The sequence below is a fragment of the Streptomyces sp. SCSIO 30461 genome (assembly GCF_037023745.1).
Taxonomy (GTDB): Bacteria; Actinomycetota; Actinomycetes; order Streptomycetales; family Streptomycetaceae; genus Streptomyces.
In genome coordinates this window covers 1,392,627-1,413,081 of sequence record NZ_CP146101.1, presented here as the reverse complement: position 1 = coordinate 1,413,081, position 20,455 = coordinate 1,392,627, and the positions used below count along the sequence as shown (strand labels likewise).

Here is a 20,455-nt window from a genome sequence, read left to right as displayed (position 1 = left end):
TCCCCAGATCCCCGCCGCGTCTACGCACTGGCCCTCTTGGCAGTGACGGGCATCGTCGTCCGTAGCCGACTCACCCAGACCAACACGCCTCATACGCGGTTCGTGTTCCTCGGTACCCAGGTCTCGCCTCGGGCTTCCTCCAGACCCCACCTCACGATGACGCCCTTGCCTCCGGCTCGGGGTTAGCACCACCTCTTCCCCCAGGGGACTTCCACCCCCAATCGATCGCCCATGCTGGGCGCACTACGCGAACGGGGTCGACCCGAATCCGGGTCGACCCCGTTTGACCTGGTGGTTTGCTAATTCGCCAGATCCACGGTAATGCGTGGCCTATACATTGAAGCGGAATATCTGCGGTCTGATCCTGACCTGCGGCGGAGCCCCCTCCAGGGCTCTGACCTGGGGTTTCCTCGTTGGCATGCGTTGGCTCCCGACGGCCGTTTACGGGTGTCCTGCGGACTGGCTGCGGACTGCCCGGGTACCCCGGAGGCAGAGAAACCAATAGCACCCCGGCGGGACCTGCAACGAGACTGCACGGGTGAGCGACTCCTACCCCTGCCCGTGCTGCGGGCACCGCGTGCTGGGCGCGATGCCCGGCTCGTACGAGATCTGCCCCGTCTGCTTCTGGGAGGACGACGGGGTCCAGTTCCGCTGGCCGACCATGTCCGGAGGGGCGAACAAGGTCTCCCTGATCGAGGCCCAGCGGAACTACCAGGACTTCGGAGCCTGCGACCAGCAAGGCCGGCGGTACGTCCGCCCGCCGGCGACGGACGAGCCGCTCGACCCCGCCTGGCGCCCCATCGACCTGACACGGGACTCCTTCGAGGACTGGGCGGCCCAGGACCGCGCCCCGTGGCCTGACGACCGTTCGGTGCTCTGCTGGTGGCTGCCCACCTTCTGGCGCCGGGAGCACTCCGCGTCATGACCGCCCACATCAAGACACTCGTCCAGCAGCTCGACGGCAAGGCCGACGAGTCCTACGACGCCCGCGCGGAGCTGATCTGGATCGGCACCGACGCCATACCCGCCATCATCAACGGCCTGCCTTCCCTCGGCGGCTTCGGTCAGCTGACCGCCATCGAGGTCTTCGAGGAGGTGGGCGATCCCTGTTGCGGCCCCGCTCTCATCGGTCTGCTGGGCAGCGACAACCCGACCGTCCGCGAATGGGCGGCCATGGCCCTGGCGAGCCTGGAGATCGACGGCGCCATCGAGCCCCTGCGCCGCGCCTACCGCGCCTGCCTGGAACAGGCGACCCCACCGGACTGGACCGAGTCCGTCGGCATCCGCTGGGCGCTGACCGAACTCGGCGCACGCACCCCCGTCGTCCCACCGCTCACCGCACGCCTACGAGCCGCCACCGCGGACGACGCCCCTGGCTGGCCTTCGACCCACTTCACCGAGATCATCAACGACCTCGCCGACCATGCCCAGGTGATCCTCTACTCCCAGTTCTGGCGCGTGGACGCCAGCGGCACGTACGGCATCTCCGGCACTGGCCTGGACTGGGCACTCGACTGGACCGCGCCCTGGGAGCACCTGGTCGAAGAATCCCGCACCTGGTCCCTGCTGGAAGCCTCCGAAGCCCCCGCCGGCGACAACATCTTCGTCGCCCCCACCTGGATCGACCGTACCGACCTGTACTCGGAAAGGTGACCGATGCCGTTCCAACACCCCGAGGAGGTCGGCTACGGCCACGTGATCGAGCGCTACGCGGCAAGGAAGGACTCGGGCCACGCACGCTACCTCGTCCTGAAAAGCGGTCGATGCCTGCAGCCCGAGTGGCCTCACAGCGAACGTTTCACCCATCACCTCATCGACGACGCGGCCACGATCACCGATGCCGAGCTGGAGGCCCTCCTTGGCTACGAGTGGCGCTCACGCCTCACCGCCGGTTGGTTGATCGGCATAGGCCGACGCGCCGCGTTCCGCGAACGCATCGGAGACCTGCTCCTGGCCAGCGAGTTCTGCTTCTCCGGCAGCGCCTACTGCTTCGCTCTGGCCCGCTTCGGCACCCGCGCGGACGCCGAGATCCTCGCCTCCTACCTGGACCGCTACCTCCCCCGCACCGACCTCCGCTACGACCAACCCGCAGCCCTCGGCGCCCTCCTCCGGCTCGATGCCCACCTTGGCACCCACCATGCAGACCGCTTCACCCAGCCTGACGGTCTCTGGGATCAGTGGGTCAACGCCCTGGCCCACCTCCATGGCCACCCCGCCTACACCCCCGTCGAGCGTCGCCGCTGGATGGACCTCCAATGCGACTTCGCCAACAGCTGGTCGCGCACGTAGTCGGGGTGTAACCCGCTCGCTGGGGGGCCGCCCACCTCTCAGCCCTGTGGGCGGCGAAGACGAGTGTGAGGAAGTCTTTGGGGGGCTTCGACGCCCCAGGCTCCGCGGATGATGCGACCGACTTTCAGGGACTCGGCCTTCACTCTGAGGCCCGTCTCCTCGGAGAGCTCACGGACTGTGGTCCCGGCACGCCCAGGACTGCAGCCGCAGACCAGTCGCGCCGAGGAAGACGGGGTGGCGAGCCGTGGCCAAGCACTGGGAGGGACCACCTACGCACACACAGGATGACGGCTTCCTCGCCAGTAGTCTTGATGGATCCGCTCGGCGAGCCTCCGGAGACAGCATGCTGACCCGCATCGAAGTCCACGGGTTCAAGAACCTTCTGGACCTATCCATCGATTTCGGCCCCTTCACCTGCATCGCAGGGGAGAATGGCACCGGCAAGTCGAATGTTTTCGATGCCATCCAGTTCCTCTCCCTACTCGCCGACCAATCGATGATGGAGGCGGCCCAGGAGGTTCGGGGCGTACACGGCGAGCGTCATGGTGACCCTCGTGACCTGTTCTGGAAGGGCTTCGCGCCTGGCCGTCACCGGATGCGGTTCGCCGCCGAAATGATCGTCCCGACCCACACTCAGGACGACTTCGGCCGAGCCGCCAAGGCCACAACCACGTTTCTGCGATATGAGCTTGAAGTCGGCTACCAGGAGCCGTCCGGCCTGGACCGTTTCGGCCGCCTCACCCTCCTCCACGAGACGCTAAGCCACATCACCAAGGGCAAGGCCGCCCGGCACCTCCTCTTCCCCCATAGTGCGAAGGAGTTCCGCAACAGCGTCATTCAGGGCCACCGCAGCGGCGCCCCTTTCATCTCGACGACGATTGAATCGGGCGAATCGGTCGTCAAAATCCACCAGGACGGTGGCAGCCGGGGTCAGCCCAAGCCAGCCGCAGCGTCCCGGGCTCCCGCAACCGTCGTCTCCACCATCACCAGCAGCGACGACCCGACCATCCTCGCCGCTCGCCGTGAGATGCAGTCCTGGCGACGACTCGCTCTTGAGCCGTCGGCTCTGCGCAGGTCCGATCGGTACGTCGACCCGCAGGTGATGGGCGCCGACGGCTCCCACCTGCCCGCGACGCTCTTCCGTGTCGCCCACGACACTCCGGGTGCGGATGCCAGCCAGGTCTACGCCAGGGTGGCGGGGCGTCTCTCGGACCTGACGGGAATCCATATCCGTGATCTGGATGTCGATCAGGACGAGGTCCGGCAACTCCTCACGGTCAACGTGCGTGAGGTTGCCGGCATTACGCTGCCTGCTCGCAGTCTCTCTGAAGGGACCCTGCGCTTCCTGGCCCTGTGCGTCCTACTCGAGGACGCGTCCGTGCGCGGCCTGATCTGCATGGAGGAGCCCGAGAACGGCATCCATCCTGCCAACCTCAACGCGATGGTCGCCCTTGTCCAAGACCTTGCCGTCGACCCGTCGGAGGCACCTGGCGCGGACAATCCGTTCCGACAGGTGCTGATCAACACACACTCACCAGGGGTCGTGCAACTCGTCAATCGTGACGACCTCTTGTTCGCCGATACCGCGATCCACAAGGCGGAAGACGGCTCCCTGAATCGAGTACTGCGTTTGCGTCCGCTCGCCGAGACATGGCGCGCCACAAAGACAGGCGCCGACTTCGTGACTAAGGCCGACGTCCTGCCGTACCTCACCACACCTGCCGGAGCGCAGCTCACGCTGGACTGGGGGGCCGCGTGACCACTCGTATTCTCTTCATCGGCGAAGGCAGCAGCGACAACGGCCTCGTACGGCACGTCGAATCCATTGCCGCGCGCAAGGGGCTCGACGCCTCGATAACCGTCCCCGACTTCGGTCTGCTTCCGCTGCCGACTGGCCATTCCGTCCGGGACAAGCTGCGGGCAGCCCGTAAGCTCGACGGGTCCTACGACTTGGTAGTGGTGCAACGGGATGCCGACCGGGGTCCCGCCCAGGACCGCAGGGACGAAATCGCGGAGGCAGTGCGCGCCGAGTGGCCCGGCCTCCAGCACGTCGCTGTGGTGCCCGTCCGCATGCTGGAAGCGTGGTTGCTTCTCGATGAGGCATGTCTGCGCCAGGTCGCCGAAAACCCGCGCGGCCGCGTCAGCCTTGATCTCCCCAAGGGCACTGTGGCGGAAAAAGTCGCCGACCCTAAACAGCTCCTCAAGGACTCGCTGGCGCGGGCAAGCGAGTACAAAGGGCGCCGCCTAGCCCAGTTCCAGAAGCGTTTCTCGCAGCACCGGCTGCGCATGCTCGAACTCCTGGATCCCGAGGGGCCGGTGGCTGCACTTCCGTCGTGGCAGCATTTCGTCAAGGACCTCGACGAGGCGTTCGAGTCTCTCAGCCAATGACCCACTCAACTAGGCCATAGGCTCACGCACCTGCCCCTGGACTGGAGCAAGCCCGCGGCTCATGCAGCAGACCAGCCGTCAAGAGAGACCTCCGAGCCATTGTTGAGGTAGTGGTGGAGGGCGCTGGCCGTGGTGTCGACGAAGGCTTCCGGGATGTCGTCGGCGTTGACCCAGCGGACCTGGGAGTGTTTGCGAGGTTCGCGGTTTTCGGGTTCGCCGGTCCAGTCGTGGGCGGCGAAGACAACCGTGAGGAAGCCGTTGGGGGCTTCGACGCCCCAGGCGCCGTGGATGATGTGGGCGACTTTGAGGGATTCGGGCTTCACCTTGAGGCCGGTCTCCTCGTACAGCTCGCGGACTGCGGTTTCGGTGATGGGCTCGCCAGGCTCGCTCTTGCCGACGGGGAGGTCCCACATGCCCTGGGCGAACTTCGCGTTCTCGCTGCGCTGAAGAAGGACGACGCGGTTGGTGGCCTTGTCGTGGACGATGACAGCGGCGACCAGCAGGGTCATCGATTCGAGCGCTGGCTTGAGGGCCTTCGGCTGGTCGTCGGTCTGCTGGGTCACGGTGTTCCCTTCGTCGGCCGGGTTGTTGGGCATGTTAGGCGAGGGCTTCGCGGGCGCGGCGGGCGAGATCGGCGGCGCCGGGGACACGGCGGCGCTGGTAGACCGCGAGCGTGGAGCGGATCGAGGTGATCGCCTTCCGGGTCCGGTCGGAGGTCATGCCCTCCATGAGGACCAGGGCCTGGGTCCAGGCAACTACGGCCTCGTCGGCGCGGGCCTGGGCGGCGAGGCTGTCGCCGAGGTCGGCGTGGGTGAGGGCGTGGACACGCTTGTACATCTCCGGATCCCAACGGGTGAGGGCGTCCCGGTGCTGCTGCTCGGTGCCGATGTGGTCTGCGAGGTCGGTCAAGGTGCGGGCGGTGTGGCTGGCCACGGTGCCCGCGGCGGGGCCACTGACACGGGAGTAGCTGGGCTGGGGGCCGTCGTCTCGTAGGAGGGCATCCTCGGCGGCGAGCAGGGCGCGTGCGGCCGACGGGTTCTCGTCGGTGGCGGCGTAGGCGCGGGCGTGGGTGATGTGGAGGAGCGCCTCGGTCTGGCCGTCAACATGGCCAAGACCTGCGCGGAGGGCGCCTTCGACGAGGTCGACGCAGTGGTGGGGCTGCTTGAGGCTGAGGGCCTGGTGGGCGAGGGCGCGCATCATCCAGGCGGCGTGGCCGTGGGGGTCGGCTTCGCAAGCGAGCTGGTAGCCGACCTGGTAGTAGCGCTGGGCGGCGCCTTCCTGGCCAAGGTCGTGGTGCTTCCATCCTGCGAGGTAGGCGAGTTCGGCGACGGCGCCGAAGGCGGACCGGCGTAAGGCTTCGCTGGGGAAGCGTCCGCGCAGCATGGGGGCGGCTGTGTCGGCGAGGTACGCGGTGACGGTGGTCAGGCCGTGCCCGCCGCCGAGGCGCTCGTCGGCGGCGCTGAAAGCCGCGGTGATCTGCCGTACGACGTCCACGTCCTCCGCGCCGACCAGGGACCTGCCGGTGCGGGCGCGGAGCATGCGGGCGGTGACTTCGTGGTCGTAACCGAGCGGCATGGCGACGCCAGCGGTGGTGAAGGCCGCGATGGCGAGGAAGCGGCGGCGCTCGACGTCGGCGCGGCCCAGGTCGGTGGCGGCGAGGACAGGGTCGGATTCCGCCGGCGCTTCGTCATCGCTGGACTGGAGGCCGATCTCGGTCTGGGTGATCGTGCGCCCCGCTCGGCGGGACAGCGCCTCGGCCAGGTACTGACCCACCCGGCCCGACGCGGCGCGGGTGCCGTTCACCCAGTGCGAGATGGCCGACTTGTTGGTCTGGAGGATCTCGCCGTTCTCGGCCGCGATGCGCCGCACGTCTCTGGCGAGTGCCTCGTAGGTGCAGTCGACCGCCGCGATGACGTCACGCAGACGGGAGTTGGGTTTTCTCGGCGCTGCCACGATCGCCTCCACTCCGGAGCTGTAAACCACGTATACCGCTTCAACTGCCTTCCACCGTACCCACTGAGCGTGACCACCGGTTCACTTATCAGCAGCCGCCCGGAACGGCGTGACCGTGATCCAGGCTCCCCCTTGGTCCGGGCGGCACCCCGAAGTTCCGTACGCCCACACCGGGCTCGGGCATTTCTGTGCCCGGACCCGGCCGATCAGAGACGGAGACACGGTGACCACCATCGACACCACGGCCATCACGGTCGAGCTGCCCGAGGCGTTCGACCCGCGCTGGAGCCGCCTGCCCGGCATCCAGGTCGACGGCCGGCGCATCACGATCGACCCGGTCGAGTACTTCTTCCGCTTCGAGTCGAGCACGTGGCTCGTCGCCGACTGGGAGCTGGTCAAGTCCCAGCTCCTGGAGGTGGACGAGACGACCGAGAGCGCGGTCGAGCAGCTCGCGCTCGACTTCATCAAGCAGCACAGTGAGTCCACGTCCGACGCGGCCCGCGTCGTGGCCACCGCGTACGAGGTGTACGCGTACCTCTTCCGCGAGGAGCACCTGGCCGGCCTCGGCCTGCCGCAGATCACCGCCGGCCACCTGCGGATGCTGCGCGAGGCCGCCACGCTCATGGCGCTCAACAAGGTGGAGCTGGATGGGCACATCTCCAACGTCGGCCCGTGCTGGTTCTTCCCCGCCGCCACCTCCGTCGTCTTCGACTTGGACGACGAGATGGGCGGGATGCTCGACGAGGTCTACCACGGCGGCTGGTTCAACGAGCACCGCCGGACCGAGTCCATCAAGGCCCACGCGGCGCTGGGTGGGCGGCTCGTGCACGGCTGCCAGTCCGTTCCGGACCAGTCCGGTGGCGTGGTCGCGCCCTACGGTGCCTCGATGGCGAACTTCCGCGACGACCTCGCCGCGTTCAAGGCGGGCTGGATCGAGCAGGTCTACGCCCACCGCGTGAACCCCGCCGCATAACCCACCCGATCAGGCTCCGGGGCGGGTCGGCAGCCCTCGCCCGCCCCGGACGCCACCATCTCCCCGGAGCCCTCCTATGTCCACGAATCCCAGCGCCGAACTCCTCGACAACCTGCTCACCGCGACCGGTCAGACCACCGCCGTACAGGAGGAGGTGCGCGTGTGGTCCATGTCCGGCGTCGAGCGCGTGACCTTCCCCGACGGCTCCACGGCCATCTTCAAGTACGCCAAGAAGCCCTTCGACAGCGAGGACCAGGCCCTCCGCTTGGCCCACACTCTCGGCGTGCCCGTCCCCCAGGTCCACGCCTCCGCCGTCCTGAACGGCTGGCTCGGCATGCTCATGGAGGACCTCGGACCGTCCGTCCGCGAGGCCGACGACCTGGACGGCGTCGCCGCAGCCGTGATCCTGCACGGCGCCCGTACGGCTCCACCCTTGCCCGTTCTCGACCAGCAGCGGCTGCGCACGCTCCCGTCCCGGGCGCTTGAGCACCTCGAACGGCTGCGCAAGGCCGACCGGTGGCAGGACGCCGACGACGTCGAGGACGCGCTCGACCGGATCGCCCAGGCCGCCGAGGCCCGCTCGGCCGGAGCGACGCTGGAACCGTTCGGCTGGGTGCACTCCGAGTTCCACCCCACCAGCCTCCACATCGGCGAGCGTGGCTGGCGGCTGCTCGACTTCGCCCGCGCCTTCACCGGCCCCGGACTGCTCGACCTCGCCAGCTGGCACGGAACCATCGATCCCCCGCACCCCGTCCGCCTGCGTGTCTTCCTGGAGCAGTACGTCGCCGCCGGCGGCACCCCCGACGCCCTCGCCCCGCGCGGCGGGCTCACCGCCGAGGACTGGGCCCTGGGCTGGCACCGCATGTGGGCCGTCGAGTGGTTCATGGAGCAGTCCATCCGCTGGATCAACGACCCGGCCGCCGGCCCCGCCTACATCAAGGCCGTCCGCCGCCACCTCACCGACGTCCTCCACCTCCTGGAGATCTGACGTGCTCGCCCAGGCATCCCCCTGGCACGCCCACGCCCTCCAGCGCACCGCCGCCGGACTCGCCGAACCCCTTTCCGTACCCGCCCGGATGGAATGGACCACGAGACCCGGCCAAGGCCCTGGAGCCGACGCCCTCGGCCCCGACCTGCGCGGCAAACGACTCCTGGAACTCGGCTGCGGCCCCGGCCACAACGCCGCCCACCTCGCCACCCGCCACGGCGCCCATATCACCGGCGTCGACCTGGTCGGCCCCCAGGTCCGCCGCGCCCGCTCCCACTACGGACGGCTGAACAACCTCACCTTCGTCGCCGGTCACGCCCTGCACTACCTGCACGCCTCCGACGAGCAGTTCGACGCTATCTACTCCGTCTTCGGCGCCGTCGGCCTCGTCGCCCCCGAGCTCCTGCTCCCGGCAATCGCCCAGCGCCTCATGCCCGGGCGAGTGCTCGCCTTCTCCGTCCCCCACCCCCAGCGCGGAGGCCGAAGCCCCTCCGGCGACGACCGGCCCCGCCGCGACTTCGTCACCCTGCCCGACCGCACACGGCTCCCCATCGCCCGCTGGGATTTCGCCACCGACCGCTGGGAGAGGCACCTCAGCCGGGCTGGCTTCTGGCTCACCGCTGCCCAGGAGTTCCACGACCCCCGCATGGGTCACTGGCCCACCACCCTGCTGATCCGCGCCCGCAAGCTCTGACATCCGCGTTCATCCGGACTATGGAGGACCGATGCGCCCGCCCTACCTGCTCCTCGACATCGACGGCGTCCTCATGCCCTTCCCCGACGAACACGGCTCGACCCCGGCCACCCACGCCCGCCATGACGTCGTCCCTGCCGGCCGCAGCGCCGGCAACCCGGTCACCGTCTGGCTCAACCCCGACCACGGCCGCCTTCTCATGGACGTGATCCGCACCGGCCTGGTTACTCCCATCTGGTGCACCAGCTGGCGCCAGGACGCCACCACCCTCATCGGCCCGCTCCTCGACCTTCCGACCCTGCCGTACGTCGATCTCCCGCGTCCGCAGATCACCACCAGCCACCCCAACGGCTACCTGTGGAAGCGTGACCACGTCGGCACCTGGCTGGGCGGCGCCCCCGCCGTCTGGATCGACGACGACTTCACCGACCTCGACCATGAATGGGCGGTGGAGCGCACTGCGAAGGGAACGGCGACCCTCCTCATTCAGCCCGACCCGCGCCTCGGTCTACAGCCCGAGCACCTGACACAGGTCACGAGGTGGGTAGCGCAGTTACCCACAGCCCGTGCCGCCTGACGACTGATGCCCTCGCTAGATGTGGCGCCAATAGCGGACGGTGCTCTCAGCTGTGCGGTAGCGCTCGGCGACCTCGGCGGTGGTCAGGTATCGCATTCATTCCCATTCGGCTAAGTTGCGATTCGATCTGCATAAAGTTGTACCCGACGATCGCCGGTTAGCCAAATCGGGAAGCCCATGTTTCAATTTGGATAGCAACGGGGATGACGGAGGTGCGATGGCAGGCGACAGGTCTGAGTCCGGCGAGGTGCCGCTGCTCTACAGCGAGGGAAACGTGGCCGCGCGCGTGGCGCTGGAACGCGAGGTCAGAGGGTGGAGCACGACCGAGCTGGCCGAGCGGGTGACAAGAGCCGGCATCAGGATGAACCAGACGGCGGTCTGGCGCATCGAGAACGGCACCCCCCGCCGGCGCATCAACCTCGACGAGGCCCTCGCCTTCTCTCGCGTCTTCGAGCTCCCTCTCGAAGAGCTGATGTCCCCACCCCTGGAGGGGCTCGACATCGACAGCAGACGGCTCGTCCAAGAAGCCGTCGAGGCGTTCTACGAGGCCCGAGACGCACGCGACCGCCTGCACCACGCCGTGGTCGCCATCGCCGACCACCTCAAGGCCCATCCCGACAGCTCGCGGGCCATCCACGAGCAGTGCCTCCGCCTCATGGGCGACGAGCGGGACGCTCGCACCCTCAGCGGCGACATCGAGGACGGCGGCCACTACTGACAACCGACAAGAAGGAGAAGCCACTTGGCCAACATCCAGAAGCGCCCCAACGGCAAATGGCGTGCCCGCTACCGTGACCTCGACGGCAAGGAGCACGCGCGCCACTTCGACCGCAAGATCGACGCCCAGCGATGGATCGACGAGGTCACGGCCAGCCTGGTCACCGGCCAGTACGTCGACCCGCGGTCTGCGAAGAAGCCCTTCAGGGAGTACGCGGAGGAATGGCGGGCCATCCAGCCGCACCGGCCTTCCACGGCCAAGGCCGTGGCCCAGCACCTGCGCTGCTACGTCTACCCGGCCTGGGAGAAGCGGGCGCTCGGCGCCATCAAGCCCGGCGACGTACAGAGCTGGATCACCAGCCTGACCACCACGCACGGGCTGGCCGCCAGCACCTCACGGACGGTCTTCAACACGGTCAACGCCGTCTTCCGGGCGGCCGTCCGTGACCGGATGATCCCCCACAACCCGTGCGCCGAGGCGAAGCTGCCCTCAGTGCCACGGAAGAAGATCGTGCCCCTGGCCGTCGAGCAGGTGCGGACGCTGTCCGAGGAGATCCCCGCCCGATACAAGGGCCTCGTGCTGCTCGGCGCGGCCACCGGGCTCCGCCCAGGCGAGCTCTTCGGCCTCCAGCTCCGGCACGTGGACCTGCTGCACGCGACCGTCTCGGTCGAGCAGCAAATCCAGCAGACAGCCAAACACGGCGTGTACGTCTGCCCGCCCAAGACCGCTCGCTCGCACCGCACGGTCCCGCTCCCCCGCATGGCGGTGGATGCGATGAAGGCCCATCTGCGGGACTTCCCCGCCGATGGGCCCGAGGGCTGGATCTTCACAGCGCCGCAAGGCGGACCCGTGGTCTACACGCACTTCATGGACGGGTCCTGGCGGCCCTCCTGCGCGAAGACCGGCATACCGAAGGGCACCGGACCCCATGCCCTCCGGCACCACTACGCCAGCCTGCTGATCAAGCACGGCGAGTCCGTGAAGACAGTCTCCGAGCGCCTCGGCCACACCAACGCGGCCATGACGCTGAACATCTACACCGACCCTCGGGAATTGCATCAGACGGGCGGGAAGCTGCAGGTCACGAGGTCAGGACAGCGTCCGGCGAGAACTCCATCCTCCTACAACTTGGCCGCCTGAGCTGGGAGTTTGGAGATCAGATCCCATCTGATGCAAGATTTGCCCTCCGGAAGGGAGGGCGGAAGTGGGTCTTCAGCGACGTGCCGACCTGGCTGGGGCGGCTCATCTGGAGCTGGTCTCCGGTGTGGCCCAGTTGCGTCCGCAGGACGCGATGGTCGAGGCGATGCTGCGGGGCTGGCGGGCCCAGCAGGCCGCCCGCGGGCTCCGCGAGGACACAGTCACCCCTCGGGAACGGCTCATACGCCGGTTTCTGGAGTACACCAACGAATACCCGTGGGCCTGGACGCCCGGCCACGTGGATGAGTGGTCGCTGTGGCTGACCAGCGAGAAGCACCTCGCGCCGTCCACGATCCGCAGCTACCAGGGCAGCCTGCGCCTGTTCAGCGAGTTCTTGATCGACGGCCGTTACGGCTGGGCGGCGGCCTGCGAGGACGCCTTCGGCACTCACCCGGTGGCCATCTGCCACGAGTGGAACACCATCGCCCACCTCAACGACTACGAGGGCCGCCCCGAGGCGAGGCCGTTCACTCGCGAGGAGATCCAGCGCTTCCTCGATTACGCCGATGACCAGGTCGAACGGGCGGTACGGGCCAAGCGCAAGGGCGCCCTCGCCGCCTACCGCGACGCCACCCTCTTCAAGGTCATCTACGGGTGGGGGCTGCGCCGGACCGAGACGTCGAAGCTGGATGTGGTCGACTTCGGGAGGAATGCGAAGGCTCCGCAGTTCGGCCGGTACGGCACGCTCAACGTCCGCTACGGCAAGGCGAAGAAGGGCCAGCCGCCGCGGCGCCGGAACGTGCTGTCGGTCATGGACTGGGCGGTGGAGGCGGTCGCCGACTACGTGGAGAACGTACGTCCCCGGTTCGGCTGCGAGGACCACCCCGCGTTGTGGGTGACCGAGCGGGGCGGCCGGGTCAAGCCGGCGGAGATCAACGCCCGGTTCGTCGCCTACCGCGACGGCCTGAAGCTCCCGAGGGAGCTGACCGTCCACTCCGCTCGCCACGCCTACGTCACCCACCTCACGGAGGACGGGGTTGACCGGCGGTTTCTGCAGCAGCAAGTCGGTCACGAGAATGACAGCTCCACCGCTATCTACACCCACGTCAGCGACGACTTCATGAACACCATGCTCCACAAGGCACTTGCTCCCGCACTCGCCTCGATCTCCGCAGACAAGGACCGCTGATGGCCGCGAAGCTCGACTACCAATGGCACCTGCGCAAGGTCATGGCCGACCGCGGGCTCTTCTCCACCACCGACCTGATCCCGCTGCTGGACGAACGCGGCATTACCCTGTCATCCAGCCAGGTCTACCGGCTCGTCGTCGAGCGCCCCGAGCGGCTCAGCCTGAAGATCCTCATGGCCCTGCTCGACATCCTCGACTGCACCATGGACGACCTCATCGAGCCCGTGGCCGCAGCAGGAGCCGGATCAACCGCCCAGACAAAGAAGGCTGTTGGCGCCGAGACCGGTGTCGGTGACCTGCGGCCCAAGCGGGCCCGCATCCGCGGTGTCGAACGGTCGTGACCGCACCCGGGCACCCCGAGCGGGCTCTCTCCGATCCGATCGGGCTGATCGTGGACCTGGTCACGGCCGTCGAACATCGACTGGAGCCTGACCGGATCCGCGCCGTGGTCACCGGCGTCGCGGGCGGCCGCGCGAAGTCACGCCGCCTCGCGGCGCATCTGGCCGAGCATCCCAGCGTGCTGAGCGACGGCCGCTCGCCTGCTCCCAGGGCCGTCGGCGACCTGCTCATCGCCCTGCGTGAGGCCGGAGCCCAAGCGGTCTCGCCGCCGTGTTGCGCCGAATGCAGCAGAGAAATGCGAACCCTCCAGCGCCGCGGCCAGGACTGGTACTGCTGGAACTGCGGACCACAGCCCGAGCCCTGCGCTGCCTGTGGAAACACCCGCCGAGTCGCGTCACGCGACCGGGCCGGGCGGCCACGATGCGGCAAGTGCCCGGACACCGACGGACGCGACCCCATCGCGGTGATCGGCGCCCTGGTCGCCGGACTGGACCCGCAGGCCGGGCAGGAAGTGATCGCTGACGCGGTCCGCCGATCGGCACCCCGCCCTTCCTACCAGCAGAAACTCGCCTGGGCCCTGGAATCCAACCCCGCCCTGCTGACCGGGGACGGCCACCTCGCACCCCACCGCGCGATCCTCCGGTTGCTCGACCTGCTGCACAAGGCCGGCGTCGCCGGGATCGTCCGGCCGTCCTGCCCCGGCTGCCACAGAGTCGTACGCATCGACAAGCCCCTGGATGGACAGCGGGTCTGCCGCACCTGCATCTCCCACTCCCGCGTCGAGGAGTGCTCGGGGTGCGGGGCCCGCCGGGAGCCGGCCACCCGAGACGACCATGGCCGACCGCTGTGTCCGAACTGCCTGGTCAACGACCCGGCGAATCTGGAGACCTGCATCAACTGCGGCCGACGAAAGGTCGTGAACACCCGCACGCCAGACGGTCCGCTCTGCTCAAGCTGCCCTTCCCTGCCCATCGTGACTTGCAGCATCTGCGACGAGGAGAAGCCCTGCGGCACCTCCCGGACCACGGGCCGACCGTGGTGCCCGGACTGTCAGCGCCGTTCAGCCTCGTGCTCGGTCTGCGGAGGCATCGCGTCGATCGTCTCCGGCACCCTCGACCAGCCCCTTTGCGCGGACTGCACCGCCCCTGAGGTCTGGCACACCTGCCCCACCTGCACCGACTCCGACTACCCGCATCCCGGCCAGTGCGCCCGTTGCCTCATCAACCGGCGCCTCAACGAGTTGCTGGGCCATCCGTCCGATGCCCTTCACACCGGCCTCGAAGCCCTCCGGCACAACATCGCCACCACCGAACACCCCACCACTGCCAGGCGGTGGCTAAACAAGCCGTCCGTCGCCCCGGTCCTGGCCGACCTCGCAGCCGGCCGACGAGCCCTGACCCACGGGGCCCTTGACGAACTGCCCGACAGCCCACCCCTCGCCCACCTCCGCCAAGTCCTCGTCGGAGTCGGTGCCCTGCCCGAGCGGGACGAGTACATGGTCCGCCTCGAACGCTTCCTCACCAGCCTCCTCGCATCCCAGCAGGACCCCGAACAACGCAAAGTCCTGCACCGGTACACGATCTGGCACCTGGTCCGGCGGCTTCGCCGACGCAACAACGGCCGCCCACTTACCCCACAGCAGTTCATATCCGCACGTCAACGCACCCACGCGGCCGTCGCCTTCCAGAACTGGCTGACGGCTCACGACCTCACCCTGGAGACCTGTCAGCGGGCCGACCTCGACCGGTGGCTCACCGACGACTTGGCCACCTACCGCCGGACGGCCGGACACTTCATCCGCTGGGCCCGCGCCAACAAGCTCACCACCGTCCACGTCCCCGCCGTCCGCTGGAACGGCCCCACCCAGCCACTCGACGACGAACAGCGCTGGAACGTCGCACGCCGACTCCTGCACGACCACACCCTCAAGCCCGAAGACCGCCTCGCAGGACTGCTTCTCCTCCTCTATGCCCAAGGGCCGTCGGCGATCCACCGGTTGACCACCGAGGACGTCGCGATCAGCGCTCAGGAAGTACGGCTCCACCTCGGCGACGCACCCGTCCAGCTCCCCGAGCCCGTCGCCCAGCTGGCCCGCACCGTCGTCGCGAACCGCAAGGGGCACGCGACCATCGGCGCCCTGGCGCCGTCTCCATGGCTCTTCCCCGGCGGCCAGCCCGGACGGCCGATCAGCACCACACAGCTGACGCAGCGACTGAACAACCTCGGCATCCGCCCCAACCAGGCCCGCAGCACCGCTCTCTTCCAGCTCGCCACCGAGATCCCCGCCGCGATCCTCGCCCGCACCCTCGGCATCCACACCGACGTCGCCGTCGCCTGGCAACGGCTCTCCGCGGGCGACTGGACCACCTACGCCGCCGAAGTCATCCGACGCCCCAGCAACCGAACCTCGCGGCTGGCAGAAGCCACCGAATAGGAGATCCACATGCAGGCTTCCTCGCTCGACGCGGACTGGCTCGTTGTCTGGCAGCACCAGATCACCAAGTCCCTTCAGCGTGTGCTCGGCGCTTTCGAGGACACCTACGGCTACCCGCCTGGTGACAACGAGATCATCCTGGCAAATGCCGACAGCCGATCAGCAGCCGCACAGCTCAAGGAGCACCCCGCAGCCGCACCCACCTTGATCTCCTTCTACGACACGATCTCCGAGGCAGCCCTGCCCGACATCGACAACGGGCACTTCATCCACTCACCCGACCACGTGCTCAACGATCTCGCCGAGTACGGCTCCGTGCACGTTGCAGATCACGTTGCTGGCATCGTGTTCGGAAGCGATGGCGGAGGCAACCTCCTTGCCGTCGACCCGAGTGGGGCGGTCCATCGGTCCACCAGCGCGTCTTGGTTCGACGACTTCGAATTGATCGCCGCCAACCTGATCGACTTCCTCAAACAGCTTCAGCAGGCCGTCGCCGACTTCGCTGACACAGGGCTGCCGCCCGAGCATCGCTGACCTGCCCTGGCCCAGACCCTGCGCTACCACAGAAGCATTCGGACAGTTCCAATACCCGACGTCACCATTACACCTGTGGCCCGACTCCGAGGAGCGGACCCGGGCCGCCGTCGACAAGGCGTACACGGACCAGCCCGCCAACGCCAAGGCACAGGTCGACGAAGCGGCGTAGCCACTCCCCCGCGCGCTGACCGAAGTCAGCACGCTGCGGACTCGGTGCGGACAGCAAAGGCCGCCCAACCCGCTCCGCCGCAGGTCAGACGGCTTTTCGCCGAACGTATTAGACGTTGAAGCGGAACGCCGGGCGCAGGGTTTTGACCTGCGGAAACGCCGGGAAATCGGAGCGCATCCAGCCAGGATCCAGCCGCGGGAAACGGTGGGCCCGAGACCCCGCCTCACACTGGATCCGCGGGGTTGCCGGGGGCCCGCACAGCGCCGGGGCTCGTGACCGGAGGGGCGTCCGGCCGCAGGGCGTTCTGCATGATCATTCGGCAGCGGTCCCATGAAGCGGGGATGAGGTGGCCGTACACGTCGACGGTGGTCTTGATCGAGCGGTGCCCTAGCCAGCGGGATACCTCGTGGATCGGGATGCCGTGGGCCAGGGCTGTGGAGGCGAAGAAGTGCCGCAGACCGTGGGGCGTGTACTTCGGGCTGCCGTCGGGCTTGACGATGCCCGCTTCCTTGAGGGCTTTGCGGAAGTGGTAGGCGTATGTGGTCGCGGTGGGCATGGTGCCTTTACCTCGCTCACGAGGGGCAAAGAAGGTCTCGACGTCACCTGCGGTCACGGTGCCCCACTCGCGCAGATGGACGTTGATCTCGTCGGCGAGGAAGGCGGGGGTGGGGATATCGCGGTACTCGCCCTCGGTGCGGTGCTTGAGCGGGATGAACCGGGTGGCACAGTCATCGCGGTGGGCCTTGGAGCTGACCTGTCGGCGGACCCGGACGAAGCCGTCCCGGTGGCATTCGGCGGAGAAGGCGAGGGTCTCGCTGATGCGCAGGCCGGCACCGGCCTGGAGGTAGATCGTGAGCCGGTACTGGGGGGAGACCTGTTTGGCGATGAGGTCCACCTCATGAAGGGTGGGGATCTCGTCCTCGTCGACCCTGTGGGCTCCGGCGCGAGGCAGCTTGATTCCGTCGGTGGGGTCGTCGGGGCGTCGCTTCTCCTTGATCGCCGCCTTGAAGATGCTGGTCACCATCTTCATACGGTCGCGGACCGTGCTGGGTGCGAGTTTCCGGCTGACGGTGGCCACGAAGGTCTCGACGTCCTTGGCCTGGACGCCGATGACCGTCTTTTCTCCCAGGGCGGGGACGAGGTGGATGCGGAGAAAGCTCTCGTAGTTGCGGTAGGTGCCGTCGGCGATGACCTGGCGGGCCAGCCAGTCGGTGGCGTACTCGTGCAGGGGGATGTCGCCGCGTTTGGGGTCGAGGTAGAAGCCCTCGTACTTGTCGCGGTCCAGGCGTGCGGCGAAAGCCTCGGCCTGCGTCTTCTTCTCGAAGCTCGGCTGGCGTTCGGTCCGTGCGGTGCCGGGTTCGCGGTAGCGGACGGTCCATGGATGACCGCAGCGGTCCTTCGTACAGGGGTAGTTGCTGTTGCGTTTGTCGCTCTTGCAGCGCTGGTAGACGGTGGCCACCGGTCTCTGGTCCTCCTCGCGGGCCGACGTGGACTCGCGTCAGCCGTAGTGCTCGTCGAGATAGCGGGTGATGTCGCGCTCGCGGAACCGCAGGAGGCGTCCGACCTTCTGGGGTTTGATGCCCCACAGGCGGTACTTGTTCCTGACGGTGGCCTTACTGACCCTGAGCCACGCCGCGGCCTCTTCCACGGTCAGCAGCCGATCACTTCTGTCCGGGGTGGAACGTCCACGGTCCGGGGTGGAGCGTGGGCGCCCGCCTCTTCCTTTTCCTTTCCGGGCGACGGTGGTGGGCGGGGTGGGGCTCGGCTGGGTGTCGGTTGCCGGACCGGGCGTGGACCATGGACGCTCCGCCTCGGGCACTACGTCAAGCGGGTCGCCGGGGGTTGTGATCGGGCCGGTGGGTGTGGGGGAAGGTGTCATCGTCCGTCCCCGAGCCAAGTGCCGTACCGCGGGGGCCGGTGGCGAGTCCGGTGCGGGGGCCTGCGGTCGAGAGGTCCTGGCAAAGGAATCCAGCGGTCAGGACACACACCGGGGGCTTGGGACCAGTCGATGGCGCAGACGTCGCCGAGGTTGAGGGTCCGGGGCCAGTAGCGGGTCAGGACGCGGGCCGCGTGCGGGTCGGTCTCCGCGTGCCAGGACACGTGGCCCCCGAGGGCGGCCTGGACTTCGGAGTCCAGGCCGCCGACCTCGGAGAAGAGGCTGCCGATCGGGAGGTCAGCGGCTGTCACATCGGCTCCGGGCGCAGGTGCGGGAGCCGGCCGTAGCCGTGGATTCCTGTGCGCGGGTGGTTCTGACAGTGCAGGTGTCCGCGTTCGGGCAGCGTCGCGTCGTTGCGGTCCCCGACCGATGGTGTCCGGGCCGGGTGAAGACGAGGATGTCCTCGTGCTGGATCACGGCGAGGGGGATGCCCTGGCGGCGGGCCTCGCGGACGTTCTGCATCTGGAAGAACGACGGGCGGGCGATCAGGCGGCTGTCGCGGATGCCTGCGAGGAGAGCGACGCAGCGTTCGGTGGGGGTGAGGCCGGCGGCTTGACCGGCGGCGAGGGCGGCGGAGGGCAGGTCGATGAGTTCCCCGCGTTCGCGCCAGGGGCGGGTGGTGACGACCACGGTGCCGCTGGGGCGCAGGACGAGTCGGCACTGGGTGAGGATCTCGGTGAAGGCTTCCAGGAGCCGGTCGGTGGAGACGTGGGCGAGGTTGGAGGGGTCGTGGCCGTAGCGGTAGTTCTTCTTGGCCACGCCGCGTTCGCCGGTGTCGCGTGTGGAGCGCACTTGGCCGTGCACGGAGTTGCCGTACGGCGGTGAGGTGACGACGAGGTCCACCGTGCCGTGGAGCGTGGCGGGGACGAGTTGGGTGAGTCGGCGGGCGTCACCGCAGTGGACGGCGCCGGTACCGGTGCTGCCTTCGTGGGTGGCGGAGGAGGTGTTGAGGCGGGCGAGGCGGGCCCACCTGGGTTCGTACTCGATGCCGAGGGCGTGGCGGCCGAGATGGATGGCTTCGACGAGGGTGGTGCCGATGCCGCACATCGGGTCGAGGACCAGGTCGCCGGGACGGGTGTAGGTGGAGACGGCGTGGCTGGCGATCTGCGGGAGCATCTTGGCGGGGTGGGCGGTCGAGCCGGGCGCGTAGCGGTCCTTGCGCTGTACGTGCGCGCAGGTGGGGGCGGTGTTCCACACCGAGAGAGGGGAGGGCACAGCGATGTCTCCTTGACCTACGTGTGGCGGATCGCGGACAGGGCGATGAGGTCGCAGTGCGCCACACCGCGGGAGCCGTCTGCGGGGAGGGCGGGTGCCAGGCGGTCGCCGACCGGGCGGCCGTAGACGATCACGATGTGCTGCAGGTAGCGGAAGCCGGCGGTGCGGGCTCCTGCGATCAGCGTGCCGAGGGGGTGGGTGAGGCGTCCGGACTCCCGGCGCTGGCGGGTGGCCATGAGCAGCAGCCCGTGGTCGGGGAGGAGCCGGTGGGCGCGGTGGAAGAAGCCGGGCCAGCCGTCCTCCGGCATGCCGGGCCTGCCGCCGGTGGGCAGGTCGTCGCTGGGGGCGGGGAGGGCGTCGGGGTGGAGTTCGGCCAGGAGGACGGACGGCTTGGCCGGTGCGTCGTCTCCGTCGTCCGGGGTGCTGAAGGGGGTTGCCGGGATGCGAGCGTCCATGCCCGGTGCCGTGTCCCGGATAGCGATCTTGAGGAGCGGGACGGGCCGATGGTCGGGGCGCCCGACGAACTCCGTGCGGATCTTGTCGATGGCCCAGGCGGGCAGCACCGCGCCGGGGATGGGAGCGGCGTTGGGCTCGTCCGAGTCGGGGCACCAGATGGTCGTCGGGAGAGGGTGGGCGGTGCGAGAGCGAGAGGTCGTGGAGTTTGGCATGAGGCTGAGCGGCGCCCGGGAGTAGGGGTCCGACCGTGATCGTGCTGACGTGAGTGATAGGGACTCGGTCCTTGATCTTTGCCATCGCCCGGTGCGTGTTCGATCTCCTGGCCGGTCACCCGCGCGCGATTGGCCTTCCCTTGCTGTGTGTCGCGTTTACGCAGGTCGTCATGGCCGCGAGCCGGTCGCGTGCCATCTGCGAGCCACCACCGAGCCGGTACGGACAGCGCGCATCACGGACTCGGTCCGTA

Annotated in this window: 22 protein-coding genes and 2 pseudogenes; 15 read left to right on the top strand and 9 right to left on the bottom strand. The window is 68.5% G+C overall.

The annotated features are described in order from the left end of the window. The first annotated feature begins 538 nt into the window (after window positions 1-538). The 3 genes from V1460_RS06520 to V1460_RS06510 are packed head-to-tail and all read left to right on the top strand — an operon-like array spanning window position 539 to window position 2,289. Window positions 539-925, top strand: a complete 387-nt coding sequence (locus tag V1460_RS06520) for a CPCC family cysteine-rich protein (RefSeq protein ID WP_338672681.1) — start codon at window positions 539-541, stop codon at window positions 923-925. Further along, complete coding sequence (locus tag V1460_RS06515; RefSeq protein ID WP_338672679.1) at window positions 922-1,653, top strand: HEAT repeat domain-containing protein; 732 nt, start codon at window positions 922-924, stop codon at window positions 1,651-1,653. The genes V1460_RS06520 and V1460_RS06515 overlap by 4 nt, the downstream gene beginning before the upstream one ends. Before the next feature lie 3 nt (window positions 1,654-1,656). Continuing rightward, complete coding sequence (locus tag V1460_RS06510; protein WP_338672677.1) at window positions 1,657-2,289, top strand: DUF6000 family protein; 633 nt, start codon at window positions 1,657-1,659, stop codon at window positions 2,287-2,289. A 46-nt stretch (window positions 2,290-2,335) separates the two neighbouring features. Here V1460_RS06510 and V1460_RS06505 read toward each other — a convergent pair. Continuing rightward, window positions 2,336-2,471: pseudogene (locus V1460_RS06505) on the bottom strand (DNA mismatch repair protein MutT); the annotation flags it as partial. Between the two features lie 161 nt (window positions 2,472-2,632). Here V1460_RS06505 and V1460_RS06500 point away from each other — a divergent pair. Further along, window positions 2,633-4,048, top strand: a complete 1,416-nt coding sequence (locus V1460_RS06500; protein WP_338672676.1) for an AAA family ATPase — start codon at window positions 2,633-2,635, stop codon at window positions 4,046-4,048. Next, complete coding sequence (locus V1460_RS06495; RefSeq protein WP_338672674.1) at window positions 4,045-4,677, top strand: DUF4276 family protein; 633 nt, start codon at window positions 4,045-4,047, stop codon at window positions 4,675-4,677. The genes V1460_RS06500 and V1460_RS06495 overlap by 4 nt, the downstream gene beginning before the upstream one ends. A gap of 59 nt (window positions 4,678-4,736) precedes the next feature. Here the strand turns inward: V1460_RS06495 and V1460_RS06490 are convergent, their stop codons facing one another. Together V1460_RS06490 and V1460_RS06485 are read right to left on the bottom strand one after the other, a co-directional pair. After that, window positions 4,737-5,273 (bottom strand): NUDIX domain-containing protein, encoded by a 537-nt coding sequence (locus V1460_RS06490; protein WP_338672673.1) that lies wholly within the window; start codon window positions 5,271-5,273, stop codon window positions 4,737-4,739. Window position 5,274: 1 nt separating this feature from the next. Next, entirely contained in the window at window positions 5,275-6,630 is a 1,356-nt protein-coding gene (locus tag V1460_RS06485) for a tetratricopeptide repeat protein (RefSeq protein WP_338672672.1), read from the bottom strand. A gap of 223 nt (window positions 6,631-6,853) precedes the next feature. Between V1460_RS06485 and V1460_RS06480 the strand changes: the two genes are divergently transcribed. From V1460_RS06480 to V1460_RS06465, 4 genes are all read left to right on the top strand, one after another. After that, window positions 6,854-7,603 (top strand): hypothetical protein, encoded by a 750-nt coding sequence (locus V1460_RS06480; RefSeq protein ID WP_338672671.1) that lies wholly within the window; start codon window positions 6,854-6,856, stop codon window positions 7,601-7,603. A gap of 76 nt (window positions 7,604-7,679) precedes the next feature. Beyond that, window positions 7,680-8,591 carry an aminoglycoside phosphotransferase family protein gene (locus V1460_RS06475; RefSeq protein WP_338672670.1) on the top strand — a complete coding sequence of 304 codons (912 nt, stop codon included), beginning with the start codon at window positions 7,680-7,682 and terminating at the stop codon, window positions 8,589-8,591. Between the two features lies 1 nt (window position 8,592). Further along, window positions 8,593-9,285, top strand: coding sequence for a class I SAM-dependent methyltransferase (locus V1460_RS06470; RefSeq protein ID WP_338672669.1), 693 nt, complete (start codon window positions 8,593-8,595; stop codon window positions 9,283-9,285). A gap of 31 nt (window positions 9,286-9,316) precedes the next feature. Continuing rightward, window positions 9,317-9,862, top strand: a complete 546-nt coding sequence (locus V1460_RS06465) for an HAD domain-containing protein (RefSeq protein WP_338672668.1) — start codon at window positions 9,317-9,319, stop codon at window positions 9,860-9,862. A gap of 18 nt (window positions 9,863-9,880) precedes the next feature. Here the strand turns inward: V1460_RS06465 and V1460_RS06460 are convergent. After that, a pseudogene (locus tag V1460_RS06460) lies at window positions 9,881-9,958 on the bottom strand (DNA-binding protein); the annotation flags it as partial. A 121-nt stretch (window positions 9,959-10,079) separates the two neighbouring features. Between V1460_RS06460 and V1460_RS06455 the strand changes: the two are divergent. From V1460_RS06455 to V1460_RS06430, 6 genes are all read left to right on the top strand, one after another. After that, on the top strand, window positions 10,080-10,580 hold the full coding sequence (locus V1460_RS06455) for a helix-turn-helix transcriptional regulator (protein WP_338672666.1): 501 nt from the start codon (window positions 10,080-10,082) through the stop codon (window positions 10,578-10,580). Window positions 10,581-10,604: 24 nt separating this feature from the next. Then, window positions 10,605-11,720, top strand: coding sequence for a site-specific integrase (locus V1460_RS06450; protein WP_338672665.1), 1,116 nt, complete (start codon window positions 10,605-10,607; stop codon window positions 11,718-11,720). Window positions 11,721-11,784: 64 nt separating this feature from the next. Next, window positions 11,785-12,906, top strand: a complete 1,122-nt coding sequence (locus V1460_RS06445) for a tyrosine-type recombinase/integrase (RefSeq protein ID WP_338672664.1) — start codon at window positions 11,785-11,787, stop codon at window positions 12,904-12,906. After that, entirely contained in the window at window positions 12,906-13,247 is a 342-nt protein-coding gene (locus tag V1460_RS06440; protein ID WP_338672662.1) for a helix-turn-helix transcriptional regulator, read from the top strand. The genes V1460_RS06445 and V1460_RS06440 overlap by 1 nt, the downstream gene beginning before the upstream one ends. Then, window positions 13,244-15,679, top strand: a complete 2,436-nt coding sequence (locus tag V1460_RS06435; protein WP_338672661.1) for a site-specific integrase — start codon at window positions 13,244-13,246, stop codon at window positions 15,677-15,679. The genes V1460_RS06440 and V1460_RS06435 overlap by 4 nt, the downstream gene beginning before the upstream one ends. A 9-nt stretch (window positions 15,680-15,688) precedes the next feature. Then, window positions 15,689-16,213: a hypothetical protein gene (locus V1460_RS06430; protein WP_338672660.1), complete on the top strand. Its 525-nt coding sequence runs from the start codon at window positions 15,689-15,691 to the stop codon at window positions 16,211-16,213. Window positions 16,214-16,608: 395 nt separating this feature from the next. Here V1460_RS06430 and V1460_RS06425 read toward each other — a convergent pair whose 3' ends face one another. The 5 genes from V1460_RS06425 to V1460_RS06405 all read right to left on the bottom strand — a co-directional run bounded on the left by V1460_RS06425 (window position 16,609) and on the right by V1460_RS06405 (window position 20,204). Further along, the gene (locus V1460_RS06425; protein ID WP_338672659.1) at window positions 16,609-17,844 is read right to left on the bottom strand and encodes a site-specific integrase; all 1,236 of its coding nucleotides are present in this window, start codon (window positions 17,842-17,844) and stop codon (window positions 16,609-16,611) included. Window positions 17,845-17,883: 39 nt separating this feature from the next. Continuing rightward, window positions 17,884-18,033: a helix-turn-helix domain-containing protein gene (locus V1460_RS06420; protein ID WP_338672658.1), complete on the bottom strand. Its 150-nt coding sequence runs from the start codon at window positions 18,031-18,033 to the stop codon at window positions 17,884-17,886. A 227-nt stretch (window positions 18,034-18,260) separates the two neighbouring features. Further along, window positions 18,261-18,572, bottom strand: a complete 312-nt coding sequence (locus V1460_RS06415; protein WP_338672657.1) for a hypothetical protein — start codon at window positions 18,570-18,572, stop codon at window positions 18,261-18,263. After that, complete coding sequence (locus V1460_RS06410; RefSeq protein WP_338672656.1) at window positions 18,559-19,536, bottom strand: DNA methyltransferase; 978 nt, start codon at window positions 19,534-19,536, stop codon at window positions 18,559-18,561. Before V1460_RS06410 ends, V1460_RS06415 begins: the two co-directional genes overlap by 14 nt. 17 nt (window positions 19,537-19,553) lie before the next feature. Then, window positions 19,554-20,204 (bottom strand): hypothetical protein, encoded by a 651-nt coding sequence (locus V1460_RS06405; protein WP_338672655.1) that lies wholly within the window; start codon window positions 20,202-20,204, stop codon window positions 19,554-19,556. Window positions 20,205-20,455: the final 251 nt, after the last annotated feature.